Origin of the sequence: Treponema berlinense (assembly GCF_052273165.1) — a bacterium.
GTDB classification, from domain to species: Bacteria; Spirochaetota; Spirochaetia; order Treponematales; family Treponemataceae; genus Treponema_D; species Treponema_D berlinense_A.
In genome coordinates this window covers 1-22615 of sequence record NZ_DAVZIU010000021.1, presented here as the reverse complement: position 1 = coordinate 22615, position 22615 = coordinate 1, and the positions used below count along the sequence as shown (strand labels likewise).

Below are 22615 nucleotides of genomic sequence, written 5' to 3'. Positions count from 1 at the left end.
GTATCAAAATGGCTTTTAACAGACGTGAAACTGAACTCAGCATGGATCAGGTAGCTGCTTTTTTGAAAAACGCAGTTTCTAAAGTAGAATCAAATCCGGAATATTATGAAGAACTTAAAAAAGTTTTTAAGAAAAATGTTCCTCTTACAAGACGCTCTTATGTTGCCGCTTTCCTTTTGCAGGCTTCAAAAGGTGCAATTTATCGCTTTAATCCGAACAGAGCAACACGCGAAAATTTCCGTGAACGTCGTGAAGAAAATCGTCGCAACCGCTACGAAGAAAGAAAAGAACGTCAGGAAAATACTGAAAACGAACCAAAAGAACGCAGTCCTCGTGTAGAAATTGCCCCGGAAAATGCTGCAACAGTTTTTGTAAGCATTGGACGTAATCGTCACGTATTTGCACGCGATCTTCTCGGTCTTTTTATCAACGAAGCTGGAATTGAACGCGAACGCATTGGAAATATCAAAGTTCTTGCAAATTATTCTTTTGTTGAACTTTTCAAGGAAGATGCAGACAAGGCAATTTCTGCGCTCAACGATTTTGACTGGCGCGGTCGCAAACTTTCAGTCAGCTATTCTGAAAAGAAAGATGTTGCTGAATTTTCTGAAAAAGGAAGCGAACCTGCAGAAGAATACATTAACAACGAAAGAGTTCCAAATGTAGAAAACAAGTCTGCCCCGATTGTTGACAGTTTTACCGCTTCAAATTCGGATACAGTTGCTCAGCAGGCTGCTTTTGCAAAAGAAATGGAAAAAGCACCAATTGAAATGACAGACGAAGAAATCATGGCTCTTCGCAAGCCTCGTTCAAGTTCTTCTGCTGATCTGTAAATTTTAAATGGCATTGAGTTTTGAAAATTTTGATTTTTTAAACTCAATGCTTTTTTTTTGCGAATTTGATTTTTTGCAGAGGTTTGTTATGGTAAAAATTTTTAGAACTGGTCCGCTCAGTGTAAATTCTCTGGTTGTGGAACTTTGCGAAAATAAGGTTTTTATCGTAGATCCTGCCTGTTGCGAATATTGCGGAGATAAAACCGTAATTTCTGATTATTTAAAAGAAAACAAAAAAGAGCCGGTGTCACTTGTTTTAACTCACGGTCATTTTGACCATGTTGCCGGACTTCCGATTTTTAAAGAATTCTATCCGGATATTCCTATTTTAATTCACAATGCTGATTCTCAAATGATAGGCAAAAACTCTTCTAAAAATCAAAAAGAAGAACTTGATGCAATCGGCTTTTCTGATTTTTTGAGCGCGGTGAATGCTCTTCCTTCTGCCGACTGTTTTTTGGAAGATAAAAAAACACTTTTTGACTGTATGGAACATTTTTCCGGCGGACTTTCTGAAAAAGTAAAAAATTCTCTTAAAAATTGGAAAATTCTTCATACACCAGGACACACGATGGGAAGCGTCTGTCTTTACAACGAAGCCGAAAAATTGCTTTTGAGTGGCGATACTGTTTTTTACGGAAGTTATGGACGGACAGACCTTGGCGGAAGCGAAGTTTTGATGATGCAGAGCCTCAAACAGTTAAAGCAGGACGTAGACGGAAAGACTTTGGTTTATCCTGGACACGATTATTGTGGCTTTAAAATGGGCGAGTTTTTCTTCTAAGCTTTGTTTTGCAGAAAAATTGCAAAATCAAAGCTCAAAAAATTCATATTTTATGTTTTCTTTTGTGACTGTCAAAACCGCATAACTTTTTTGCGAATTATTTCTCGGCAAGGAAACGCTTCCGGGATTTAAAAGCAGAATATCGTTTGAAAATTTGGCAAATGGCACGTGCGTATGGCCGAAAAGACCTGCGTCAAATCTGTTTTTTTCAAGATAATCGAGCAATTCCTGAGTTGAATAATAAACTCCAAAAAAATGTCCATGAGTTACAAAAAATTTTTTGTGTGCAACCGTAAAACTTGCATCTTCCGGAATCTGTAAAATTTGCGGTTTGTCTGTAAAAAAATTGTAATAAGGCGAATCTCCGTTTCCGCGGACAAAAATTACATTTTGTGGCAAAATTTTGTGTTCTGGAGGAGAATTAAAATCTTCTTCCATGATTGTGATTAAATCCAACATTCCGTCGCCTGTAAAAACGAGGGCATCGCAGGTATTTTTTTGAGCTTCCAGAACAGAGCGCAAATTTCTGGTTTGACCATGGCTGTCCGAAATAACCAGAATTTTTGCAGATTCTTTGTTTGCGAGATTTTTAGTTTTTTCTTGAATCAGGTGCATCAGTTAAAAATAAAATGATTTGCGGATTTTAATCCAGATTCATAATCTGTGTAATTTGAAACATGTTTTTGTTTCCCGACAATTTTTTGCACAACTTGAATTAAATTTTTATTGATTTCAAGCGGAGTGCGAAGTTTTATCATTTCGTCGATTGCATTTAAGAGCATTGAACTTGTGTCAAAGTCTGGAATGCTTGCGCTTTGCTCCATTTCGAGCGAATTTTGCTTTGGAGTATAGTCGAGGACAAAATCTGCCGTCGATTCGGAACCGAGAGTGTCGTCCTGTTGAAAAAACGAAAAAACAGGATATGAACGTTTTAAAACTTTTTCGGTTTTGCCTTCTTCCTGCCGTTTTATCGAAAGATCTTCGAGCCTTGCAAGTGCGTTGCAAAGTCCTTCTGGTGCGCCAAATGTTATTATTCCTGCAAGATTTTTGTATTCAAGTTTTGAATAAATTGAACTGATTCTTGGTTTTCCCGCAACTAAAAAATCTTCCGGATAAACCAAGATTGTTATTAAAGCTTCCATTTCGTCAGTTTTGACGCCGTAATTTATGTTCAAAAGCCGCCTTATTTTTTCGACAGTTTGCAAATCGTTGTAACTATGTCCCAAAACTACGGCAATTGTTTTGTCGGAAAGATATTCTTTTGTCTGTTCGTCCAAACTGTTTAGTTTGACGGCAATTTTCTGTTCTTCGGTTTGAATTTCTTCTGTAACCGCTGGCTGTGTTTTTTGTTCTTTTGCGCAACCTGTAAAATCTACTGCACAAACAACAAAGAACGCGCTTATAAAAAGTGCGTTCTTTGAGATTTTTTTAAATTTTATCTGTTTCATTTATTCTTTTATCGTAATATTTATAAGAAGATTTGAGCGTTTTTGTGAATTTTGATTGGTTGGACCGGAACTTTCTAATTCGCCGATGTTTTCCGAATTTTTTTTCAGATTTTCTTTTGGGGAAGTAGAAGAATTTTCTGTATAAGAAGATTTTGTGTATTTTCTTACAATAACTTCTCCTGACTGGCTGAAAAATGATTCAGAATCGCTTTCGTCAATTTCAATGTCATCGTCTGTAGTTACAATTTCTGGCTGCTGTTGCAGAGAAGATTTCCAGGTTGAAGTTTCGCCTTCGTATCCGATAATTTCTGTTCCGCCGTAAATGTTTTTTACGCTGAATTCAGTACCTCGGACAGAAGCGGTTGCAACTGGTGAGCGAACTGTAAAACCAACTCTTCGGTCTTCTGTTTTTTTTATGTTTGACCTTACAGAGCCAGTATCTAAGAAAAGTTTTGTTTCGTCCTTGTCTTTTTTTTCGGCGAGTTGCTCAACTGTTATTCGGCTCATTGGCGAAACTGTTACTGTCGAATTTTTTATTTTGAGAATAAGTTCCGACTTAAAACCTGTCTGAATAATATCGCCACGACTTACTGAATTTCCTGTCGTAAGCGCAGTCCACACTCCTGCGCGCTGAACTTCTGTTTTTCCTTTTGCAGAAACGACTGTTGCTTCAAATGGGGCAGAAAAAGCACAAATAGAACCAAAAAGTGTTAAACAAATAAATGCAACCGTTTTTACTGCTTTTTTCATGTTGCTTCCTCCATAATTTAGTTTAGAATATAAGAATTGCTTTTAACGAAATCGACGTTTTGTTGTTGTCAGAGTTGTCTTTGTCGAAGAATTGCGAAAGTTCTGCGCCTGCAAATAAATCGCTTAAAATCTGCCAGTTTGCAAGTGCTTTGTATTGAAAGCCAGAATACTTGTTTTTATTTTTGTTTGTGCTAAAAACCGCCTCTGCGTTTGTCGCAACAAGAAGATTTTTTACAGGTTTTATCGAAGCGGAAAGTCCGGTTTTAAAAATTCCAGAAAATTCAGGTTCTTCGATTGAATTTACAGCAGTTGAACTTGTGATTGCAGAAAAAGCGTTTACCGAAGAATCTTTGTCTTTTTCTTCTCCTGTGGTGTAGACAGCGTTTAAAGAAATTTGCGTATCTTTAACGCCTGGATAAAAATAGATTCTTGCTTTTGAAAGGTTTGCAATCTTGAATTTCTGGTCGTCGTATTTAGAGAATTCTACCGCTGCCGTCAAATCGTAAAAAAGACGGTTCAAAACAGAAATCGGTCCTTCGAGTTTTCCTTCTGCAAAAAGCCTGTTGTAATTTTTTCCTTCAAGTCGGCAGGCATTTAATATTTCGGCAGAAAGCGTCTGTTCTCCAAAAAAAGACGGCAATTCAACTTTTAAACCTGCAATAAGATATTTAGCGCATAAATCGTAGATTTTGTCTTCGTCGGCGATATAATCAAAGTCGTTTAGTGTGACAAACTGAGAATTTAAAAGTCCTGTGTAAAAACCATATGCGCTGGCTTTTATTCCAGGATGTTGAAATTGAATTTCCGCGCCGTCTCCGCTCTGATTATATATAATGGAAGAAATGTCTGAATAATAAAAACGTCCAACGTTGAATAGAAAATTTTGTTTATAAAAAACAAGCTGTGCGTTGTCAAGATTTAGTGCGTTTATTGAATTTTTTTTGTCGGCGTCATATTCGTGCTGAAAACGTCCCTGCACAAAAAAATAATTTTTTGTATCTTGAAAAGGAACCTGTCCCCAAAACGAAGCATAGTTTTTTTGATTGAGTTTTAGACCGTCGTTAGAAAAAGTGTCTTCAAATTTTGAAATATTTCCAAGACTTCCTCCAAAATCGAAGGCAGAAAGCGAGATTGCCACAAAAAAAGCAGATATTGTAAAAATCGATTTTTTCATAATTACTCCCGATAAAAATGTTTTTTTTGCAGTTTTTATTCTTGCGAAAGACAGCCGTTAAAAATTGCAATTACGTCCCGACCGTTTACTTTTTGTGACGGATCCGAGTTTTTGGGCAAAATTTCTTTGGCCTGAAGTTCCTTAAAGGCGTAATGTGGATTTGAAAAAAGCGTATAAAAAATTCCGCCTTTCAAATCTGCAAGTTTTGCACAGATAAAAGAAAGTTCTGAGAGTGTAACAGGTGATGATGAAGAAATTTCTCTTTTTAATGGAAAATTTTCTTTTAGAATGTCGAACGATTCTTCGTAAGATGCATTTTCATCAATTTTTTCCGAATAAACTCCATAAAGATACGCCACCTGACCGTAAGTTACAGTTGTTGAGTTGATGAGTTCTGTTAATTTTTCGGAATTTTGAGCAGTTGCAGAAAAGGAAAGCAATGCTACAATCAGCAACAACAGATTTTTTTTCATATTTCCTCCACGATTGAAGTTGTTATATGATTTCGAAAAGAGAATTGAAATTTAACTATATAAAATCATAACATGTGTTATACTTTTTGTCATAATGAGAGGTAAATTTTCTACGAATTTGTTAAAAAAGTCGGTCGATAAAATTGCGGTTGTGCTCGTAATTTTGCTTTGTGCAGGTGCTGGGTTTTTGGGATTTTTTCAAAAATTTGATTACAGGCTTTATGATTTTATGCTTTCGCTTAGAAAAGAACCTAAAAGCCGGCAGGAAATTCTTTTTGTTGAAATTGACAATAGATCGCTCGAAGATTTAGGCCCATGGCCGTGGAGTCGCGATATTCTTGCAAATTCTCTTTTAAGAATGAAGGAACTCGGTGCAAAAACAGCAGTTTTCGATATTGAATATCTTTCTCCTTCTCACCTTGGGGTAAATCCTCAGGCTTCTGTCGAAATTGGAAACGCTCTCGATTCTCAAAAAAAAGATGTTTCTGATTTTATAAACCAGTTTGCTGATGCCGCTGTAAGTGGAATGTACGGAAAAAAGGACTTGATTCAACTTGCATATGACGCGATAGAAGATTGGGTTAATCCGGAATTTGATTCTCTAAAAGAAAACATCTTGAATTCGAGTTTTCAGGATAACGATGAACTTTTTGCAAAGGCGATTCAATTTTTTGGAGATACCTGGCTTACTGTCAATATTTTGGATTTAGATATAAAATATTCTCCTGAATATCTGGAATATGTCCGCAAAAAATGCCTTTATTTTAATGTTCAGGACAAAAAACAACGGATTTTAAAAGGAAATCAGTATTATTTGATTGACCAGGGTGGCGACAACAGACTTGGATTTTGTCCGGCACTTGAACAATTTATGAAAAGTTCAAAGGGCGCCGGTTTTACAAATGTTGTTTTGGACAGCGACGGAACGAGAAGACGCGTTGAGCTTTTGAGCCGCCAAAATGATGGATATGCCGGACAGTTGACTTTTGCTCCAATTCTAAAAAAACTTGCCCCGAAAGAAATTATAAGAACGCCATTTTCTCTAAAATTGATAGATGCAAAGAATCCTGACAACGAATCTGAACGGATAAATATTACGATCCCTTTGGATATTCACGGACGAATGCTGATAAATTGGCTCAATAAAGAATTTATCGATTCTTTCCGCCGGGAAAGCGTTGTAATGCTTTACCAGTTGGACGAAACGGAATCAAAAATAGTTTCGCTTTTGGAAACCTTGAATGGATTCAATTTATGGGACGCACAGGGAAAGTCTCTTTCTTATAAAGAAGAAATTTCTGAACTTTTAAACGATTACAATTACATAAAACAGTATAAAAATTTTCTTTTGGAAAAATGCTGCGGTTTTTCGGACGATGGAAAAGCAATCGATGGTGGGATTTTGCCAGAAGAATACACTGATTATTTTGATGCTCGGCAAACTTTTTTTGAACGCGTAAGAAACTTTATTGACGGTTTTTATTTTGAAGAGATAAATTCTCGTCTTGATGAAATGAAGAATGAACTTGACGAGCAGAATTACATAGAAATAAAAGATGGAATTAAAATTCTTTACGAAAATTTGAAGAATGAAGATGAAATTTATCACGGAACTTTTAACGAAAAGAAAAAAGCCTATGAAGGTTCTTTTTGTATTGTCGGAAATACTGCAAGTTCTACGACAGATTTAGGTACAACTCCTTTTAATCGCGCTTATCCGAATGTTGGAACTCACGCAAATGTTTACAATACGATTATGAATCAGGATTTTGTCCGGGAAATTCACTGGCTCTTGGGTTTTGCAACAGCTTCTCTTCTTGCATTTTTGTCTGTTATTTACACCAGCGGAAAAAAAGTCTGGTTTCAGAATATGTTTGGAATTTTTACCGTAATATTTTCTGTCGGTTTGCCTTTTGTATTGATGGGCTTTTTTGGACTTTATGTTCCTGTTGTTGCGCCTGTGGTTGTGACAGGTTTTTCTTATCTGCTTGTCGTTGTTCTGCGTTTTGTTACGGCGGAAAAAGACAAAGGCGTGCTCAGAAATGCTTTTTCGACATACCTTGCGCCTGCAGTTGTTGAAGAAATTGTAAAAGATCCTTCAAAATTAAAACTCGGTGGCGACGAAAAGAGAATGACAGCGTTATTTTCTGACATAAAGGCATTCTCGGCTTTTTCTGAACTTGTAACGCCTACAAAACTTGTAAGCATTTTGAATGAATATCTTGGAAGTATGTCGGATAGAATTCTTGCAGAGCAGGGAACTATCGACAAATATATCGGTGATTCTATCGTAAGTTTTTTTGGCGCTCCGATTGATTTAAAGAATCCTGCTTGGAGCGCTTGTGTTTCTGCAATTAGAATGAAACAAGAAGAAATTCTTTTTAACAGGCGTGCTTTGGCAGCTGGAACAAGTCCTAGGGCATTGGAAACTAGAATCGGTATAAATAGTGGAGAAATGGTTGTCGGCAATATGGGAACAAGTGCAAAAATGAATTACACGATTATGGGCGACGCCGTAAACCTTGCAAGCCGTCTTGAAGGCGTAAATAAAGCGTATAAATCCTGGATTTTGTGTAGCGATGCAACCTGGAACGAAGCAAATTCCGGCGAAAACTTTGACAAAATTCTTGCAAGAAAACTCGATAGAGTACGCGTTGTCGGTAGGGCGGAACCTGTTCAACTTTGGAATATTTTGGGCTTTAGAGAAGAACTTCCTGAAAATGTCCTTGAAGCGGCAGAAATTTTTAAGAATGCAATGGAACTCTATCTTAAAAAAGACTTTATAAAGGCAGGAAAACTTTTTATAAAGGCGAATAAACTTGTTCCAGAAGATGAAACTCCTTTGGTTTATGCTCAGCGTTGTAAAGAATATCTTGAAAACGGATTGAGCGAAAACTGGGATGGAATTGTTAATATGACTTCTAAATAACAACTTACGCCGGATGCGGAGGGCTTTTGTTTCTGGACAGGTTGGGCTTTTGCACAGCCTGTCCAGAAATGGAGCGAAAGCGGAACCCGGAGCAGCCGGTTTTTGAGGCCAGAAGCGTTTTTGTGCAAAAATTGCTGCTAAAAGGTGGCCTGCCGTCCAAATTTTAAATTATTCGAGAACCAAATCTACGCTCTGGGCGTCTGTGGCTTTTAATAAATCGGCTGGTGAAATTACAATTTGCTGTCCGCGGACTCCGGCACTTATGTAGATTTTTTCAAAATTAAGGGCAGTCTGGTCGATAAAGGTCGGAAACTTTTTTTTCATGCCAAGAGGTGAGCAGCCTCCGCGGATGTAGCCTGTTAAAGCGAGTAGTTCGTCGGGTTTGACAGGATTGATTTCTTTTGAGGCGGATGCGTTTCGGGCTTTTTTTAGGTTGATTTCGTGAAGTGCACTTTGGCAAAAAACGAAAATTTGCTTGGATTCGTTTCGCATTACGATTGTCTTAAAACAGGCGGCTGGATTTATTCCGAGTTTTGCCGCGATATTTTCGGCAGCTCCACGGCTGAGCTCGTGTTCACCGTCGTCTTCGTAACTTAAGGTTTCGTATTTGATTTTGAGACCGTCAAGGATTCTCATTGCGTTTGTTTTTTTCATGGTTTTTATATTATCTGCAAATTTTTAAAAATTATAGTCTTTTCGCGAAAAATTTATTATCTTTAATAGGAAGATTTTTTAATAAGAAGTTTTTTTGGAGGATATTATGGCTAAGGCAAAAACACCAATCACACTGCTTTGCGGTTATCTTGGTGCAGGAAAAACGACTCTTTTAAATCAGGTTCTTTCTAATCAGAAAGGTTATAAGGTTGCAGTAATTGTAAACGATATTGGCGAAGTAAATGTTGATGCAAAATTGATTGCTGATGGAGCAAAAATCACCGACACTTCGGACATTGTTCCTCTTACGAACGGCTGTATCTGCTGTACTTTAAAATCTCAGCTTTCGCAGAATATTGAAAATCTCATAAAATCTGGAAAATACGATTATGTTATGATCGAGGCTTCTGGCGTTTGTGAGCCAATGCCGATTGCTCAGGAACTCGAAACTATAAAAAATGGAGTGTTGGATAATGTTGTCGGAGTTGTTGATGCAGCTCGCCTGGTTGATGAATTTGCTGGCGGAAACAAACTTCTCGACAAAAAGGACATGGGCGAAGAAGACATCGAATCTCTTTTGGTTCAGCAGATTGAATTCTGTTCAACTCTCGTAATCAACAAAAAAGACCTTGTTTCTGAAGATGAATTTAAAAAAGTTCGCAAGGTTATTGAAACTCTGCATCCTGGCGTAAAAATTATCGAAACTGACCATGGCAAGGTTGATGTTGCAGAAATCCTTTCAACACATTCATTCGATTTTGAAACAGTTTATGCTGCTGCTGGCTGGTGCAAACATCTGGAAGAAGATGAAGTTGAAGAATGCGAGCATGATCACGAAGAGCATGAACACGAACACGAGGAAGACCACGAACATCACGAGCATCATCACCATGAGCACAAGCACGATGGAGATTCCGGGGCCGACGAAGACGAATACGGAATCGGAACATTCATTTACTTCCGTCGTAAGCCGTTTGACCGCCAGAAACTTGATGAATTTGCAGCAAAATGGCCGAGAAATATTATCCGCTGCAAAGGCTTGATGTGGTTTGCAGACGAACCGGAAATGGCCTGGGTTTTTGAAACAAGCGGAAGACAGATTCAGGCAGGTTATTCTGGCCAGTGGATTGCTGCGGCTCCTGCAAAAGAACAGAAAAAAATCCTTGCACAGAACCCGGAAATTCAAAAAGAATGGGACGAAACTGTCGGTGACAGAATGATAAAACTCTGCATTATCGGACAAAACCTCGACAAGAAAGCAATTTCTGCCGATTTGGACAAGTGTCTTGCTGAATAGTAAATTTTTCTAAAAACAGCAAAAAAATGAATGCCGTCTGAATTTTTTTGAATTTTGGACGGCATTTTTTTGTTTAAAATTAAATTTTGCACAAAATAAAACTTAACTCAAAAACCGGCTGCTCCGGGTTCCGCTTACGCTGCATTGTTGAAACGATTGTGCTTTGCACAACCGTTTCAACAACTAAAGCCCTCTGCATCCGGCGTAAGATTTTGAGAATTGGTTTGTCTTTTAGCGTAAAATGTAGCCCGGATCGGAACGGCGCGAATGCGTCCGCCTTGGCGGATGGAGCTGGAGCGAAACCGTGGAGAGCCGGTTTGTGATTGTGGTGTGCTCCCTTTTTTCCAGGTTAAATTTGATGAATTTTGAGGTTGTTTATTGACTATTTTGCACAAAAAATTTATGTTTATCTCATACGGCAAAGACGCTGTAAATAAAACGCTATCATTGTCTTTAAATTCAATGCGTGGAGTTTTGTTTATGGCGTCTTATTTTTTTGCCTGCTTTTAAATGCTAATCAAAAAGGAGTTAAAAATGGCACTTAAAGAATTTAACGTTAAAAATGCTTACTGCAAACGTGTTTGGGACGAACTTAAGGTTCGCTATGCTGATGAGGAGCACTTTCTTCAGGCAGCTGGTCTTGTTCTTGAAACTCTTTCTCCAGTTGTTGACACAATGCCTGGAATTGAAAAATCTGCTGTTCTTGAAAGATTTGTTGAACCTGAAAGAATCATTATGTTCCGTGTTCCTTGGACAGATGATGCTGGAAAACCTCATGTAAACCGCGGATTCCGTGTTCAGTTTAACTCTGCAATTGGACCTTATAAGGGAGGTCTTCGTTTTTCTCCTGAAGTAAGTTTGGACGTTCTTAAATTCTTGGGTTTTGAGCAGGTTCTTAAAAATTCTTTGACAACTCTTCCAATGGGTGGCGGAAAAGGTGGCGCTGACTTTGATCCTCACGGAAAATCTGACGCAGAAGTTATGAGATTCTGTCAGTCGTTCATGACTGAGCTTTATCGTCATATTGGAGCTGACACTGACGTTCCTGCTGGAGATAAAGGTGTTGGTGGACGCGAAGTTGCCTGGATGTTTGGTCAGTACAAGAGAATTACGAACCAGTTTACTGGCGTTCTTACAGGAAAAGGCCTTGACTTTGGCGGTTCTTTGATTCGTCCTGAAGCTACTGGTTACGGACTTATCTATTTTGCAGAATGCATGCTTAAAGCTGTAAACACAGACTTTAACGGAAAAACTTGCATTATTTCTGGAGACGGAAACGTTGCTCAGTATGCTTGCCAGAAAGTTACTCAGCTTGGTGGAAAAGTAATCACTCTTTCTGATTCGTCAGGTTATATTCTTGATGAAGATGGAATCGACGCAGAAAAACTTGCATTTGTTATGCAGTTCCGTGATGAGCACAAAAAAATCGACACTTATCTTACAAAATATCCAAAAGCAAAATTCTTCAAGGGAGAAAAACCTTGGGGCGTTAAGGCTGACTGTGCTTTCCCATGTGCAACTCAGGACGAAATCTACATGGAAGATGCAAAAAAACTTGTTGCTAACGGTGTGAAACTCGTTGCTGAAGGTGCAAATATGCCTACTCGTGCAGACGCAATTGAATATTTGCAGAAAAATGATGTGCTCTTTGCTCCAGGAAAAGCTTCTAATGCCGGAGGTGTAGCAGTTTCTGGTCTTGAAATGTCTCAGAACTCAGAACGTCTCTCATGGACTCGCGAAGAAGTAGATTCTAAACTAAAGCATATCATGACACAGATTCACGACAACGCTTACGAAACTGCAAAAAAATATGCTCCTTCAAAGACAACAGACTACGTTTCTGGCGCAAACATCTACGGCTTCCTCAAAGTTGCCCGCGCAATGGATGCTCAGGGATTGGTTTAATTTAAGTTTTTGCAGAAAGCTAAACAAAAAATAAAATTTGCGTGATTTTGTTCACGCTTTTAAGTCCGCATTTTCGGTTTTGAAGTGCGGACTTTTTTATAGAGCGTTATGCAGAAAAAACAATAGAACGGATGTCTCAGTTGTTACCCTGCAAGAAGCGGAACCACTGAAAGTATTATTCCGCCGATTATTACCGAGCCGATTTGTCCGGACACATTCGCGCTTACGGCGTGCATCAGGATAAAATTCTGGTCGTCGTCTTCGAGCGCTATTTTCTGCACAACGCGGCTTGCCATTGGAAAGGCTGAAATTCCGCATGCGCCGAGCATTGGGTTGAGCTTTTTGCTTTTTGGACGGAAAATATTTAATAATTTTGCAAAAAGAAGTCCGCAGGCTGTGTCTCCGATAAACGCGATAAGTCCCAGGAACATTATTAAAACGGTCTGGATCTGGAGAAAATTTTCCGCGCGCATTGAAGCTCCAACGCTTATTCCGAGCAGAATTGTCACAATGTTTGAAAGCTCGTTCTGCGCGGTTTTTGAAAGTTTTTCGAGGACTCCGCATTCACGGATAAGATTGCCGAACATTAAAAAACCAATCAGCGGAGCTGCAACCGGAACCAAAATTCCTACAATTGCCGTCAAAATTACAGGGAATGCTATTATAAGCCATTTTGGCACATTTGAATCTTTTGCTTCCACATGAATCTGCCGTTCTTTTTTTGTCGTTAAAATTTTTATTACCGGCGGCATGATGATTGGAACGAGCGACATATATGAATAGGCTACAACCGTAATCGGTCCCATGAGGTTTGGCGCAAATCTTGAGGTTACAAAAATTGATGTCGGGCCGTCAGCCGCTCCGATAACGCCGATGCTCGCCGCTTCTTTTATCGAAAATCCGAAAAATTTGTATGCGATAAAAGCGGCAATGAAAATTCCTGAGTGGGCGACAATTCCAAAAATCAGCATCCACGGTCTTTGCAAAAGCGGCCTAAAGTCAATCATCGCTCCGACTCCGATAAAAATTAAGAGAGGAAAAAGTTCTGTCATAATTCCGCATTCAAATAGGATTTTGAGCGCGCCTGATGTTCCTGCGTGTTCCCAGACAACATTTAACGGAAGATTCACTAAAATCGCCCCGAATCCAATCGGCAGAAGAAGCATTGGCTCGTAGTTTTTTGCCACGGCAAGCCAGATTAAAAGCGCGCCAACTGCGTACATGACCGCTTCCTGCCAGCCGAGAGAGCGAATTCCTTCTGTAAAGTAAAGAAGAACCTGTTCCATAAAGACACCTCCAGAGTCAAAAAATGGATTTAAACAAAAAAAGACCTTTTGCCTGTTATTCCTAAAAAAGAAATAACAGACAAAAGGTCTTGTTTCTTCAAAATTGAAGCCACAGAACCAGACTTTTTCAAAAAAGCCGGTTGTTGATTCTGAGGAAGTAACTACTCCCCTTTCGCTTATAGCCGAAGAATAAATGAAAATAAAATGAGCGTCAAGAGATTTTTGCAAAAAACGGAGAATTTTTTTTTAGTTCTCTTGTCATTATTTTTCAAAATCTGTTATATTTTGAACTGGAAACGCATGTTTCCATATCTTTTTTTATCATAGGTTGGTTCTCACTTCGTTGCGAAACAACTTAAAAAGTCAATCCTAAAACTGAAGTTTTAATCTTGACTTTTTATGGGAGGTTTTTATGCCTGACGGGTCCATACCCTTATTTATTTCAATTATTGTTCTAATCGGTTTTTCTGCTTTTTTTTCGGCGACAGAAACGGCCTACACTTGCGCCAGCAGAATTAAATTAAAATCACTTTTTTTTAACGGCAACAGGCTCGCCGGAAAAGTTCTTTCTCTTACCGAGAAAAATTACGACAAACTTTTAAGCACAATTCTTATCGGAAACAATATCGTAAATATTTCCGCTTCAACTTTAAGCACACTTTTTTTTGCAATTCTTCTTGTAAATTCACCTCTTAATCCTTCTGTGGTTTCTACTGCCGCAATAACGGTTGTTGTTTTGATTTTTGGCGAAATCACTCCAAAATACATTGGAAAAGCCTATGCTGAAAAACTTGCAATGTTTGTTTATCCTGTGCTTGCAGTTTTGATTTTTGTTTTTACTCCGTTGAATGTTGTTTTTTCCGGCTGGAAAAAGTTGATTGAAAAAATTTTCCGCTTTGATTCTAAAAATATAATCACCGAAGAAGAAATTATAACGATGGTTGATGAGGCCGAAGAAGACGGAACTTTAAAAGAACACGAAAGAAATTTTATCCGTTCAGTAATTGAATTTGATGATTTGGACGTTGAAGACATAATAATTCCTCGGGTGAACATCTGCGCTGTCGAGAAAAATTCAACTTATGATGAGGTTAAAGCCAAATTTGTTGAATGTGGATTTTCTAGGCTTCCTGTTTATGACGGCGAAATTGATTCTGTTGTTGGTTTTGTTCACGAAAAAGATTTTTTTAAGGTTGGAAAAACTGATTTCGTTCTTGAAAGAATTATGAAAAAGCCGTTTTTTTCGACAGGCAAAACTAAAATTTCAAAATTACTTTTTAAAATGCAGAAAGAAAGGGTTCAAATGGCGATAATTCTGGATGAATACGGCGGAACTCTCGGACTTGTTACGATGGAAGATATTCTTGAAGAGCTTGTTGGCGAAATTTACGATGAACACGATTCTGAAGTTGAAAATATAAAACCTTGTGGCGACGGAAGTTTTATTGTGGACGGCGAAACTTCAATGCACAAGCTTCTTAAATTTTTTGGCATAAAAGAAGAAGATGACTTCAGCTCGAACACCGTTAGCGGCTGGATTACAGAAACTTTGGGCGACTTTCCGGAAAAAGGCTGGAAAATAGACTTTAACGGTCAGATTGAATTTGAAGTTTTAAAAAGCGAAGATAATATAATTCGTGAAGTAAAAGCGGTTTTGACAGATCCTCTAGTAAAAAACTCTACTCTTCCACTTTAATTTGAAATTGCCGTTTTCCAAAGAAACTTTGTTTATTGAGCAATTTGGAAAACGCACTTTCCAGAAATTTTTAAGTGTGCGTCCGTCAATGTGCATAAGCAGCGTCTGGAGCGTGCCTCCGTGCGTAACGACAAGCAGGTTTTTGTTTGATGAACTGTCTGCCAAAGGGCGGATTTCGTTTTCCCAAAAATCTGCAGTCCTTTTAAAAACGTCATCGAAGGTTTCTGCGTCTTTGTCTGGTGAATAAGCTGGCGGATTTGTAAAAAAATTTTTTATTTGAGCAAATTCCGGTTTTGTCTGCCGTTCTTCTGGCGTTGAACCTTCTGCTTTTCCGAATGAAAATTCAATTATGCGGTTTTCTTTTATGATATTTGAAGAATCGAATCCGCTTATGAGTTCTGCCGTTTTTACAGCTCTTTGCAACGGACTTGAATAAACTTTGTCAAAACTTATGCCAGCTTTTTTTAAATTTTCGCCAGTTTGTTCTGCCTGTTCAATTCCAATTGCGTTTAGAGGAATATCGGAACGTCCCTGTAATTTTAACTGAACGTTCCAATCTGTTTCTCCGTGGCGGACAATGTAAATATTCATATTTATTCTTTTCCGTTCCAGCAGAATGTACAAAGTTTTGAGTGATCAAGTCCTGTTGAATTTAGCATATCGTCAAGGCGATGGAATCTTAGTGTTGTAAAATGAAGCTGCTTGCGGATTTCTTCCTGCATCTTTGCGTATTCTGGAGTGTCTGGATCGCAATATTTTGCCAAAATTTCTTTGCTCGGATTTTCGCCTTCAAACTGTTTTACAACACGACGAGCAATCAAGTCCATTTCGCTTTTTGAACGGCTAAAGTTGAGGTATTTGCAACCGAACATAATCGGCGGGCAGGCTGGGCGAACGTGAACTTCTTTTGCTCCCGACTGATACAAAAAGTCTGTAGTTTCGCGAAGTTGTGTTCCACGGACAATTGAGTCGTCAATTAAAAGAATGCTTTTTCCTTTTATGAGCTGAGGAACTGGAATAAGCTTCATGTGTGCGATTAAATTGCGCTGTTCCTGGCTTGCCGGCATAAATGAACGCGGCCAGGTCGGAGTGTATTTGATGAACGGCCGTGTAAATGGAATTCCTGCTTCGTTTGCATAGCCTACAGCGTGTGCTGTTCCTGAGTCTGGAACTCCAGCAGCGCAGTCTGGATGAATGTTTGAATCTTTGTCGCGTTTTGCAAGAAATTTTCCGCAGTTGTAGCGCATGGCTTCGACATTTACGCCTTCGTAGCAGGCTGTTGGATATCCGTAATAAATCCACAGAAAGGTGCAGATTTTCATTTCTTTTTGAGGTTTTTGCAAAATTTCGTAGCGGTCAGATGTTACATAAACGATTTCTGCAGGACCAAGTTCGTGTTCGTCAGAGTAGCCGAGATTCATATATGCAAAGTTTTCAAAAGAAAGACAGTGCGCAAGAATTGAACCTTTAGCGTCTTTTTTTATGCCGATTTGAAGCGGAGTGCGTCCCATTCTGTCGCGTGCTCCATAAATCCCTTCTGGAGTGGCAACAAGCATTGTGATTGAGCCTTTTATTTTTTTCTGAACGTATTGAATTCCTTCGAGAATTGTTTTTTGAGTGTTTAGAAGAGCAAGAATAAGTTCTGTCTGGTTGATTTCGCCACCAGACATTTCAAGAAAAGCGCCGCCATTTTCGATAAGTTCTTTTGAAAGTTCGTCTTTGTTTGTGACGATTCCGACGGTTGTAAGTGCAAAACGTCCAAGGTGAGAGCAGGCGAGAAGAGGCTGCGGTTCGTAGTCGGAAATACAGCCGATTCCGATGTGACCTTTCATTTCTTCGATGTCGTTTTCAAATTTTGTTCTGAACGGAGAATTCTGAATGTTGTGAATTGCACGCTGAAATTTATCATCGTCGCGGTAAACTGCAAGTCCGCCGCGGCGGGTTCCTAAATGTGAATGATAGTCAGTTCCGAAAAATAAATCCATCGAACAGTCGTCTTTTGAAGCAACGCCAAAAATTCCGCCCATAAATGTACCTCTTTGAAGTCTTTGCAAAAATAAAGCATAATTATAGTACCAAGACGATTTTTTTACAATAAACTGCAAGTTTTACCCCGGATCGTTGCGGAAAGACCGCAGCGAAGCGAGGACTTATAGCAAGAGCCGGATATGACGGTGGATGTGGTTCTTATTTTTTGATTTATTGAATAGAACATTTTTTTATGGTAATTTTTAAGAATGAAAGAACTTGAATTGAAATATGGATGCAATCCAAACCAGAAACCTGCACGGGTTTTTGTTGATGAAGGTGATCTTCCAATTACTGTTTTGAACGGAAGACCTGGTTATATAAACTTGCTTGACGCTTTGAATGGCTGGCAACTTGTCAAGGAATTGAAGGAAGCTACCGGACTTCCTGCCGCAACTTCTTTTAAGCATGTTTCTCCTGCTGGCGCTGCAATTGGCAAACCTTTGAGCGACACTCTCAAACAGATTTATTTTACCGACGGCGTTGAACTTTCTCCTTTGGCTTGCGCTTATGCCCGTGCCCGTGGTGCGGACAGAATGTCTTCTTTTGGTGATTTTATTTCTTTGAGCGACGAATGTGATGAAGCTACTGCTCTTTTGATTAAAAAAGAAGTTTCTGACGGCGTTATTGCTCCGGCTTTTTCTGACAAGGCGCTTGAAATTTTGAAGGCTAAGAAGAACGGAAATTACTGTGTTATTCAGATTAATCCGTCTTATGTTCCTCCGGCAACTGAAGTTAAACAGGTTTTTGGCGTAAAATTTGAACAGGGACACAACTTTATAAAAATTGACGAAACCTGTCTTTCTAATATTGTTACAAAAAATAAAAACTTGAGCGAAGATGAAAAGCATAACCTTATTATTGCTCTCATTACTCTCAAATATACACAGTCAAATTCTGTATGTTACGTAAAAGACGGTCAGGCGATTGGAATTGGCGCTGGTCAACAGAGCCGCGTTCACTGTACACGACTTGCCGGTCAAAAGGCTGACAACTGGTGGTTGCGTCAGTCGCCAAAAGTTCTCGGCTTGCAGTTTGTTGACGGAATTAAACGCGCAGACCGCGATAACGCAATCGACGTTTATATTGGCGAAGAATATGAAGATGTTCTTGCAGAAGGAAGCTGGCAGAGAATTTTCAAGGTTAAGCCTGAAGTTTTTACTCGCGAAGAAAAAAAAGAATGGCTTGCTAAAAATACAGACGTTGCTCTCGGTTCAGACGCTTTCTTCCCGTTTGGCGATAATATTGAACGTGCGCATAAATCTGGCGTAACTGTAATTGCTCAGCCGGGAGGTTCTGTTCGCGATGATCAGGTAATCGAAACAGCTGACAAATATAATATGGTTATGTGCTTTAACGGAATTAGACTTTTCCATCACTAATTTTTTATAAATTGCGCAATTTTGTGTAGTTTGTAAAAATCCTTGACGAAAAAGTATTAACGTATTAGAACTAAAACGCTCTCGCCCGAGAGCGTTTTTTTTGTGGCCATTTTTTTGCAATGATTTTAAGTTTTTTGTGGCGATTTTGATATTATTTGGTAGAATAAGATGTGTTTTTTTGTATTTCAAATTTTTATTTAAAAACTGCAACTTTTAGATATTTTGTTTAGATATTCGGAAGGATTATTTTTTTAGCTGGAGGCATTTTTTATGAAACTACGTAAGACAGAAAATCAGCAGGAAAAGAAAAAGAGAGGACGCCTGTTTCTTCTTATAGGCGGTTTTTTAGCGGGAATTGTTATTTTCTTTAACGTACTGCAGATTCGGTTTGTAACAAAAACTACAAAAGAGGAACTTAAAAAAAGTACGGAATTTGAATATACCCACTTTGTAGATACTTATGCAAATCTTGAAAAAAATGTTGTTGAAAAATATTTTGCGGCTCTCGATTATTACTGCAATTCGGATGTTATAAAAGGAAATGCAAGCACGGAAGAAATCGTTGCCTGGTTGCGCGACCACGAACAGAACAGAAATAAAGATTTTTTTGACTACGTTGCTTGGGTTGATAAAGACGGACTTTATTATTCGGATATTGGAACGCAGACTATTGTTTCTGACCGTGATTATTTTAAGGAAATCATGCAGAACGGCGCAGATTCTTATATTGATAATCCCGTTCCTTCTAAGGTTTCGTGGAAAACAGTTGTGCATGTATGCCGTGCTGCCAAACGCAATGGCGAAACGATCGGTTTTTTTTGTGGAAACGTTGAAGAGTCTAATTTTGCGAAGGTTCTTGAAGATATAAATCTTGGTTCGATTGGCGAAGCCGGACTTTTTAGCAGTATTGGAAAAGTTATTGCGTCAAATCTAAATTCTGAAAGGCTAAAGGAAGAAGTGGATTATATTCGAAAAAATGACGTGGCTTCTTATTCTGTTTTTCAGACTGCATGGGCGAATGATAGTCATATCGGAACAATCAAAAATCGTTCTGGCGAAAACATTGTTGTTTTTTCTAAAGTTGTAAAGCATACTCCGTGGAAAATTATGCTTTTCTTAAAAGAAACCGAAATCAACGCAACGGCAACGGCTATTTTTTATAAACTTTTAATCTGCGGAATTATAGTTACCGTTGTAACTGTTCTTTTTGCTGGTTTTATAATGTACAAGCAAATAAAGCCTTTGAGGGTTGTAGAAAGCACAATTCGCGGAATTGCAACTGGAGATGCAGACCTTACGCAAAGAATTCAATTAAAGAGCAATAACGAAATTGGACGAGTTGTTGATGGATTTAATAAATTCTCCGAAAAACTTCATATAATTGTTTCGACAATGAAGCAGTCTAAGAACGAGCTTGTCGAAGTCGATGAACTTTTGCAGAACAGCACGGAAGATACTGTAGCGGCAATTACTCAAATTATTAGCAATATTCAGAGCATGGACAAACAGATTGGCGTTCAGAGCGAGTCTGTTCACGAAACTGCCGGAGCTGTAAACGAAATTGCTTCAAACATTGAGTCTTTAAACCACATGATTGAAAGTCAGAGTGCGGCTGTTACTCAGGCAAGTGCTTCTGTTGAAGAGATGATTGGAAACATCAATTCTGTAAATAATTCTGTGCAGAGAATGGCTCATACTTTCCAAGCGCTTGAAGAAAAAGCGGCTACTGGAATTCAAAAAAATAACGATGTTACTGCAAAAATTGAAGAAATTCAGGCAGAAAGTCAGGCTTTGCGCGAAGCGAACGTTGTAATTAATGGAATTGCAGAGCAGACAAATCTTTTGGCTATGAATGCAGCAATCGAAGCGGCTCACGCGGGCGAAGCAGGAAGAGGCTTTAGTGTTGTTGCCGACGAAATCCGTAAACTTTCTGAAGATTCTGGTTCTCAGTCGCAGACAATCGGTAATCAGCTGGACAAAATCATAAATAGCATTGAACAGATGGTTGATGCTTCTGGCATTGCTTCCGAGGCGTTTAATGATGTTGCCCAGGAAATCAATTTGACAAACAACCTTGTTCAGGAAATTTCAAATGCAATGATTGAACAGAACGAAGGTTCAAAACAAATTGCAGTTGCCCTTAACAGCATGAATGACACTTCTAACGAAGTAAAAACAGCGTCTTTGGAAATGGCTGAAGGAAATAAGGCGATTCTTGATGAAATTAAAAATCTTCAGGAAGCTACATTCAGCATAAAAGACGGAATGGGCGAAATGTCTTCCGGGGCACGTAAAATCAACGAAACAGGAGCAGCGCTTTCTGAACTTACAAACCGCATGAAAACTTCAATTGGACAGATTGGGATTCAGGTCGATCAGTTCAGAGTTTAAAATCGAAAAAAATCCATATTATGTTTTGATTGTAGCAAAGTTCATTTTTTTGCTACAATCAGAATATGTTGTTAAGAAACGATTTTTCTCAATTTACGCACTTTTTTTGGGATCTTGACGGAACTTTGACCCGTTCTGCCGAAGGAATTGTAAACAGTGTGCGTTATGCACTTGAAAGTTTTGGAATAAAAGAGGCGGACGATGAAAAACTCAAGCGTTTTATCGGACCTCCGCTTGCAGAGTCGTTCAATGTTTTTTATGGACTGAACGAAGAACAGTGCAATAAAGCCATCGAAAAATATCGCGAGTTTTATACGGAAAAAGGAATTTTTCAAAACGCAGTTTATGAGGGAATTCCTGAAACTTTGCAAAAACTCAAAGAAAACGGAAAAAAACTTTATGTTGCAACTTCAAAGCCTGAAGTTTTTATGTTCAGAATTTTGGAACATTTTAATTTATCTCAATATTTTGACTTTGCCGGTGGCGCGGACATAGCAGAAGCAAGAAGCGAAAAGCACAAAGTTATTGAATATGTAATTAAACACGAAAATTTGCAGATCGAACAAAAAAACGGCAAAATTCTGATGATTGGCGACAGAAAACACGACATTCTCGGAGCGCGAAAAAACGGCGTAAAATGTTGTGCGGTTTTGTGGGGCTATGGAAATCAGCGGGAATTTGAAGAATTTGAAGCCGATTTTATAATTTCAAAACCGGCGGACTTAGTTTGTGTAACTTGTAAAGAATAATTCCCCTGTACTGTCAGAATGATTTTGGTGTACTGTCAGAATGATTTGGATGTACTGTCAGAAGGATTTTGATGTACTGTCAGAAGGATTTTGATGTACTGTCGGAATGATTTGGATGTACTGTATATTTTGACACAGAGCAAGAAGCCCTTGCAAAAGAAAAATATCTAAAAAGCGGAGGTGGCAGAGAATGGCTGAAAAATATGATGAATTGTGCAAAATGATGAAAAAATCAGACACTCCGGCAATTAGATTTAAGGGCTTTACCGACCTGCCTGCCGGCAGGCAAGGCGCTTGGGAACAGCGTAAGTTGGGTGATTTTGGTGTTGTTAATCAAATTGAATTTCAAGGTCGCTCTTTTGCTGGAGCATCAGTGTCTAATTATGGCGTTGTTCATACAGGTGATGTTGTTTATACAAAATCACCACTAAAGGCAAACCCGTATGGAATCATTAAAGCAAATAAAGGAAAATCTGGCATAGTATCGGTACTTTATGGCGTTTACCACACGAGAGAAAATGCAAACGCTGACTTTATTCAAATGTATTTTGAACAAGATGCCCGTTTGAATAATTATCTCCGTCCGCTCGTTAATAAAGGTGCTAAAAATACCCTTCTAATTGGCGACACGAACGCTCTTGAGGGGGAAGTTTACCTTGCACCGACATTTGATGAACAGAAAGCTATTGGACAATTTTTTGACACCCTTGACCACCTCATCACCCTTCATCAGCGTGAGTTGGAAAAGTTAAAAAATATTAAAAAATCGTGCCTTGAAAAAATGTTTGTTTAGGAGGAAAAGTGAATGAATAAAATAATTTTATATCACGGAAGTC

19 protein-coding genes are annotated in these 22615 nt (G+C 38.6%); 10 read left to right on the top strand and 9 right to left on the bottom strand.

The genetic code is table 11. The annotated features are described in order from the left end of the window. The first annotated feature begins 8 nt into the window (after window positions 1–8). Together ACT6XC_RS07580 and ACT6XC_RS07575 are read left to right on the top strand one after the other, a co-directional pair. Window positions 9–833 (top strand): DbpA RNA binding domain-containing protein, encoded by an 825-nt coding sequence (locus tag ACT6XC_RS07580; RefSeq protein WP_443738188.1) that lies wholly within the window; start codon window positions 9–11, stop codon window positions 831–833. Between the two features lie 88 nt (window positions 834–921). After that, window positions 922–1617 (top strand): MBL fold metallo-hydrolase, encoded by a 696-nt coding sequence (locus ACT6XC_RS07575; protein WP_443741367.1) that lies wholly within the window; start codon window positions 922–924, stop codon window positions 1615–1617. Between the two features lie 27 nt (window positions 1618–1644). Here the strand turns inward: ACT6XC_RS07575 and ACT6XC_RS07570 are convergent, their stop codons facing one another. Genes ACT6XC_RS07570 through ACT6XC_RS07550 form a run of 5 tightly spaced genes read right to left on the bottom strand, consistent with a single transcriptional unit; the run spans window position 1645 to window position 5462 of the window. Further along, complete coding sequence (locus ACT6XC_RS07570) at window positions 1645–2232, bottom strand: metallophosphoesterase family protein (RefSeq protein ID WP_443741366.1); 588 nt, start codon at window positions 2230–2232, stop codon at window positions 1645–1647. After that, window positions 2232–3065, bottom strand: a complete 834-nt coding sequence (locus ACT6XC_RS07565; protein WP_443741365.1) for a hypothetical protein — start codon at window positions 3063–3065, stop codon at window positions 2232–2234. Before ACT6XC_RS07565 ends, ACT6XC_RS07570 begins: the two co-directional genes overlap by 1 nt. Beyond that, on the bottom strand, window positions 3066–3815 hold the full coding sequence (locus tag ACT6XC_RS07560) for a FecR family protein (protein ID WP_443738192.1): 750 nt from the start codon (window positions 3813–3815) through the stop codon (window positions 3066–3068). 22 nt (window positions 3816–3837) lie between these two features. Then, the gene (locus ACT6XC_RS07555) at window positions 3838–4989 is read right to left on the bottom strand and encodes a hypothetical protein (RefSeq protein WP_443741364.1); all 1152 of its coding nucleotides are present in this window, start codon (window positions 4987–4989) and stop codon (window positions 3838–3840) included. Between the two features lie 35 nt (window positions 4990–5024). Further along, window positions 5025–5462, bottom strand: a complete 438-nt coding sequence (locus tag ACT6XC_RS07550; protein ID WP_443741363.1) for a hypothetical protein — start codon at window positions 5460–5462, stop codon at window positions 5025–5027. Between the two features lie 94 nt (window positions 5463–5556). On the opposite strand from ACT6XC_RS07550, the gene ACT6XC_RS07545 reads away from it, so the two are divergent. Further along, window positions 5557–8391: a CHASE2 domain-containing protein gene (locus ACT6XC_RS07545; protein ID WP_443741362.1), complete on the top strand. Its 2835-nt coding sequence runs from the start codon at window positions 5557–5559 to the stop codon at window positions 8389–8391. 168 nt (window positions 8392–8559) lie between these two features. Here ACT6XC_RS07545 and ybaK read toward each other — a convergent pair whose 3' ends face one another. Continuing rightward, complete coding sequence (gene ybaK, locus ACT6XC_RS07540) at window positions 8560–9045, bottom strand: Cys-tRNA(Pro) deacylase (protein WP_443738196.1); 486 nt, start codon at window positions 9043–9045, stop codon at window positions 8560–8562. Window positions 9046–9151: 106 nt separating this feature from the next. Between ybaK and ACT6XC_RS07535 the strand changes: the two genes are divergently transcribed. Both ACT6XC_RS07535 and gdhA read left to right on the top strand, forming a co-directional pair. After that, window positions 9152–10342 (top strand): CobW family GTP-binding protein, encoded by a 1191-nt coding sequence (locus tag ACT6XC_RS07535; RefSeq protein WP_443741361.1) that lies wholly within the window; start codon window positions 9152–9154, stop codon window positions 10340–10342. Window positions 10343–10876: 534 nt separating this feature from the next. Next, window positions 10877–12247 carry an NADP-specific glutamate dehydrogenase gene (gene gdhA, locus ACT6XC_RS07530; RefSeq protein WP_443741360.1) on the top strand — a complete coding sequence of 457 codons (1371 nt, stop codon included), beginning with the start codon at window positions 10877–10879 and terminating at the stop codon, window positions 12245–12247. Window positions 12248–12390: 143 nt separating this feature from the next. On the opposite strand, the gene ACT6XC_RS07525 is transcribed toward gdhA, so the two are convergent. Continuing rightward, window positions 12391–13533, bottom strand: a complete 1143-nt coding sequence (locus ACT6XC_RS07525) for a sodium ion-translocating decarboxylase subunit beta (protein ID WP_078930761.1) — start codon at window positions 13531–13533, stop codon at window positions 12391–12393. A 412-nt stretch (window positions 13534–13945) separates the two neighbouring features. Here ACT6XC_RS07525 and ACT6XC_RS07520 point away from each other — a divergent pair, with 412 nt between their 5' ends. Next, window positions 13946–15229 carry an HlyC/CorC family transporter gene (locus tag ACT6XC_RS07520; protein WP_443741359.1) on the top strand — a complete coding sequence of 428 codons (1284 nt, stop codon included), beginning with the start codon at window positions 13946–13948 and terminating at the stop codon, window positions 15227–15229. Here the strand turns inward: ACT6XC_RS07520 and ACT6XC_RS07515 are convergent. Next, entirely contained in the window at window positions 15200–15820 is a 621-nt protein-coding gene (locus ACT6XC_RS07515; protein ID WP_443741358.1) for a histidine phosphatase family protein, read from the bottom strand. The two genes, ACT6XC_RS07520 and ACT6XC_RS07515, sit on opposite strands and share 30 nt — an antisense overlap. Before the next feature lie 2 nt (window positions 15821–15822). Continuing rightward, the gene (locus ACT6XC_RS07510) at window positions 15823–17256 is read right to left on the bottom strand and encodes an amidophosphoribosyltransferase (protein WP_443741357.1); all 1434 of its coding nucleotides are present in this window, start codon (window positions 17254–17256) and stop codon (window positions 15823–15825) included. A 210-nt stretch (window positions 17257–17466) separates the two neighbouring features. Here ACT6XC_RS07510 and ACT6XC_RS07505 point away from each other — a divergent pair, with 210 nt between their 5' ends. From ACT6XC_RS07505 to ACT6XC_RS07490, 4 genes are all read left to right on the top strand, one after another. Further along, window positions 17467–18639, top strand: coding sequence for a phosphoribosylaminoimidazolecarboxamide formyltransferase (locus ACT6XC_RS07505; protein ID WP_443741356.1), 1173 nt, complete (start codon window positions 17467–17469; stop codon window positions 18637–18639). 270 nt (window positions 18640–18909) lie between these two features. Then, a complete protein-coding gene (locus ACT6XC_RS07500) occupies window positions 18910–21030 on the top strand; it encodes a methyl-accepting chemotaxis protein (RefSeq protein ID WP_443741355.1) in 2121 nt (706 codons plus the stop codon). Between the two features lie 65 nt (window positions 21031–21095). After that, window positions 21096–21779, top strand: coding sequence for an HAD family hydrolase (locus ACT6XC_RS07495; protein WP_443741354.1), 684 nt, complete (start codon window positions 21096–21098; stop codon window positions 21777–21779). A 190-nt stretch (window positions 21780–21969) separates the two neighbouring features. Continuing rightward, complete coding sequence (locus ACT6XC_RS07490; protein ID WP_443741353.1) at window positions 21970–22572, top strand: hypothetical protein; 603 nt, start codon at window positions 21970–21972, stop codon at window positions 22570–22572. The last annotated feature ends 43 nt before the right edge of the window (window positions 22573–22615 follow it).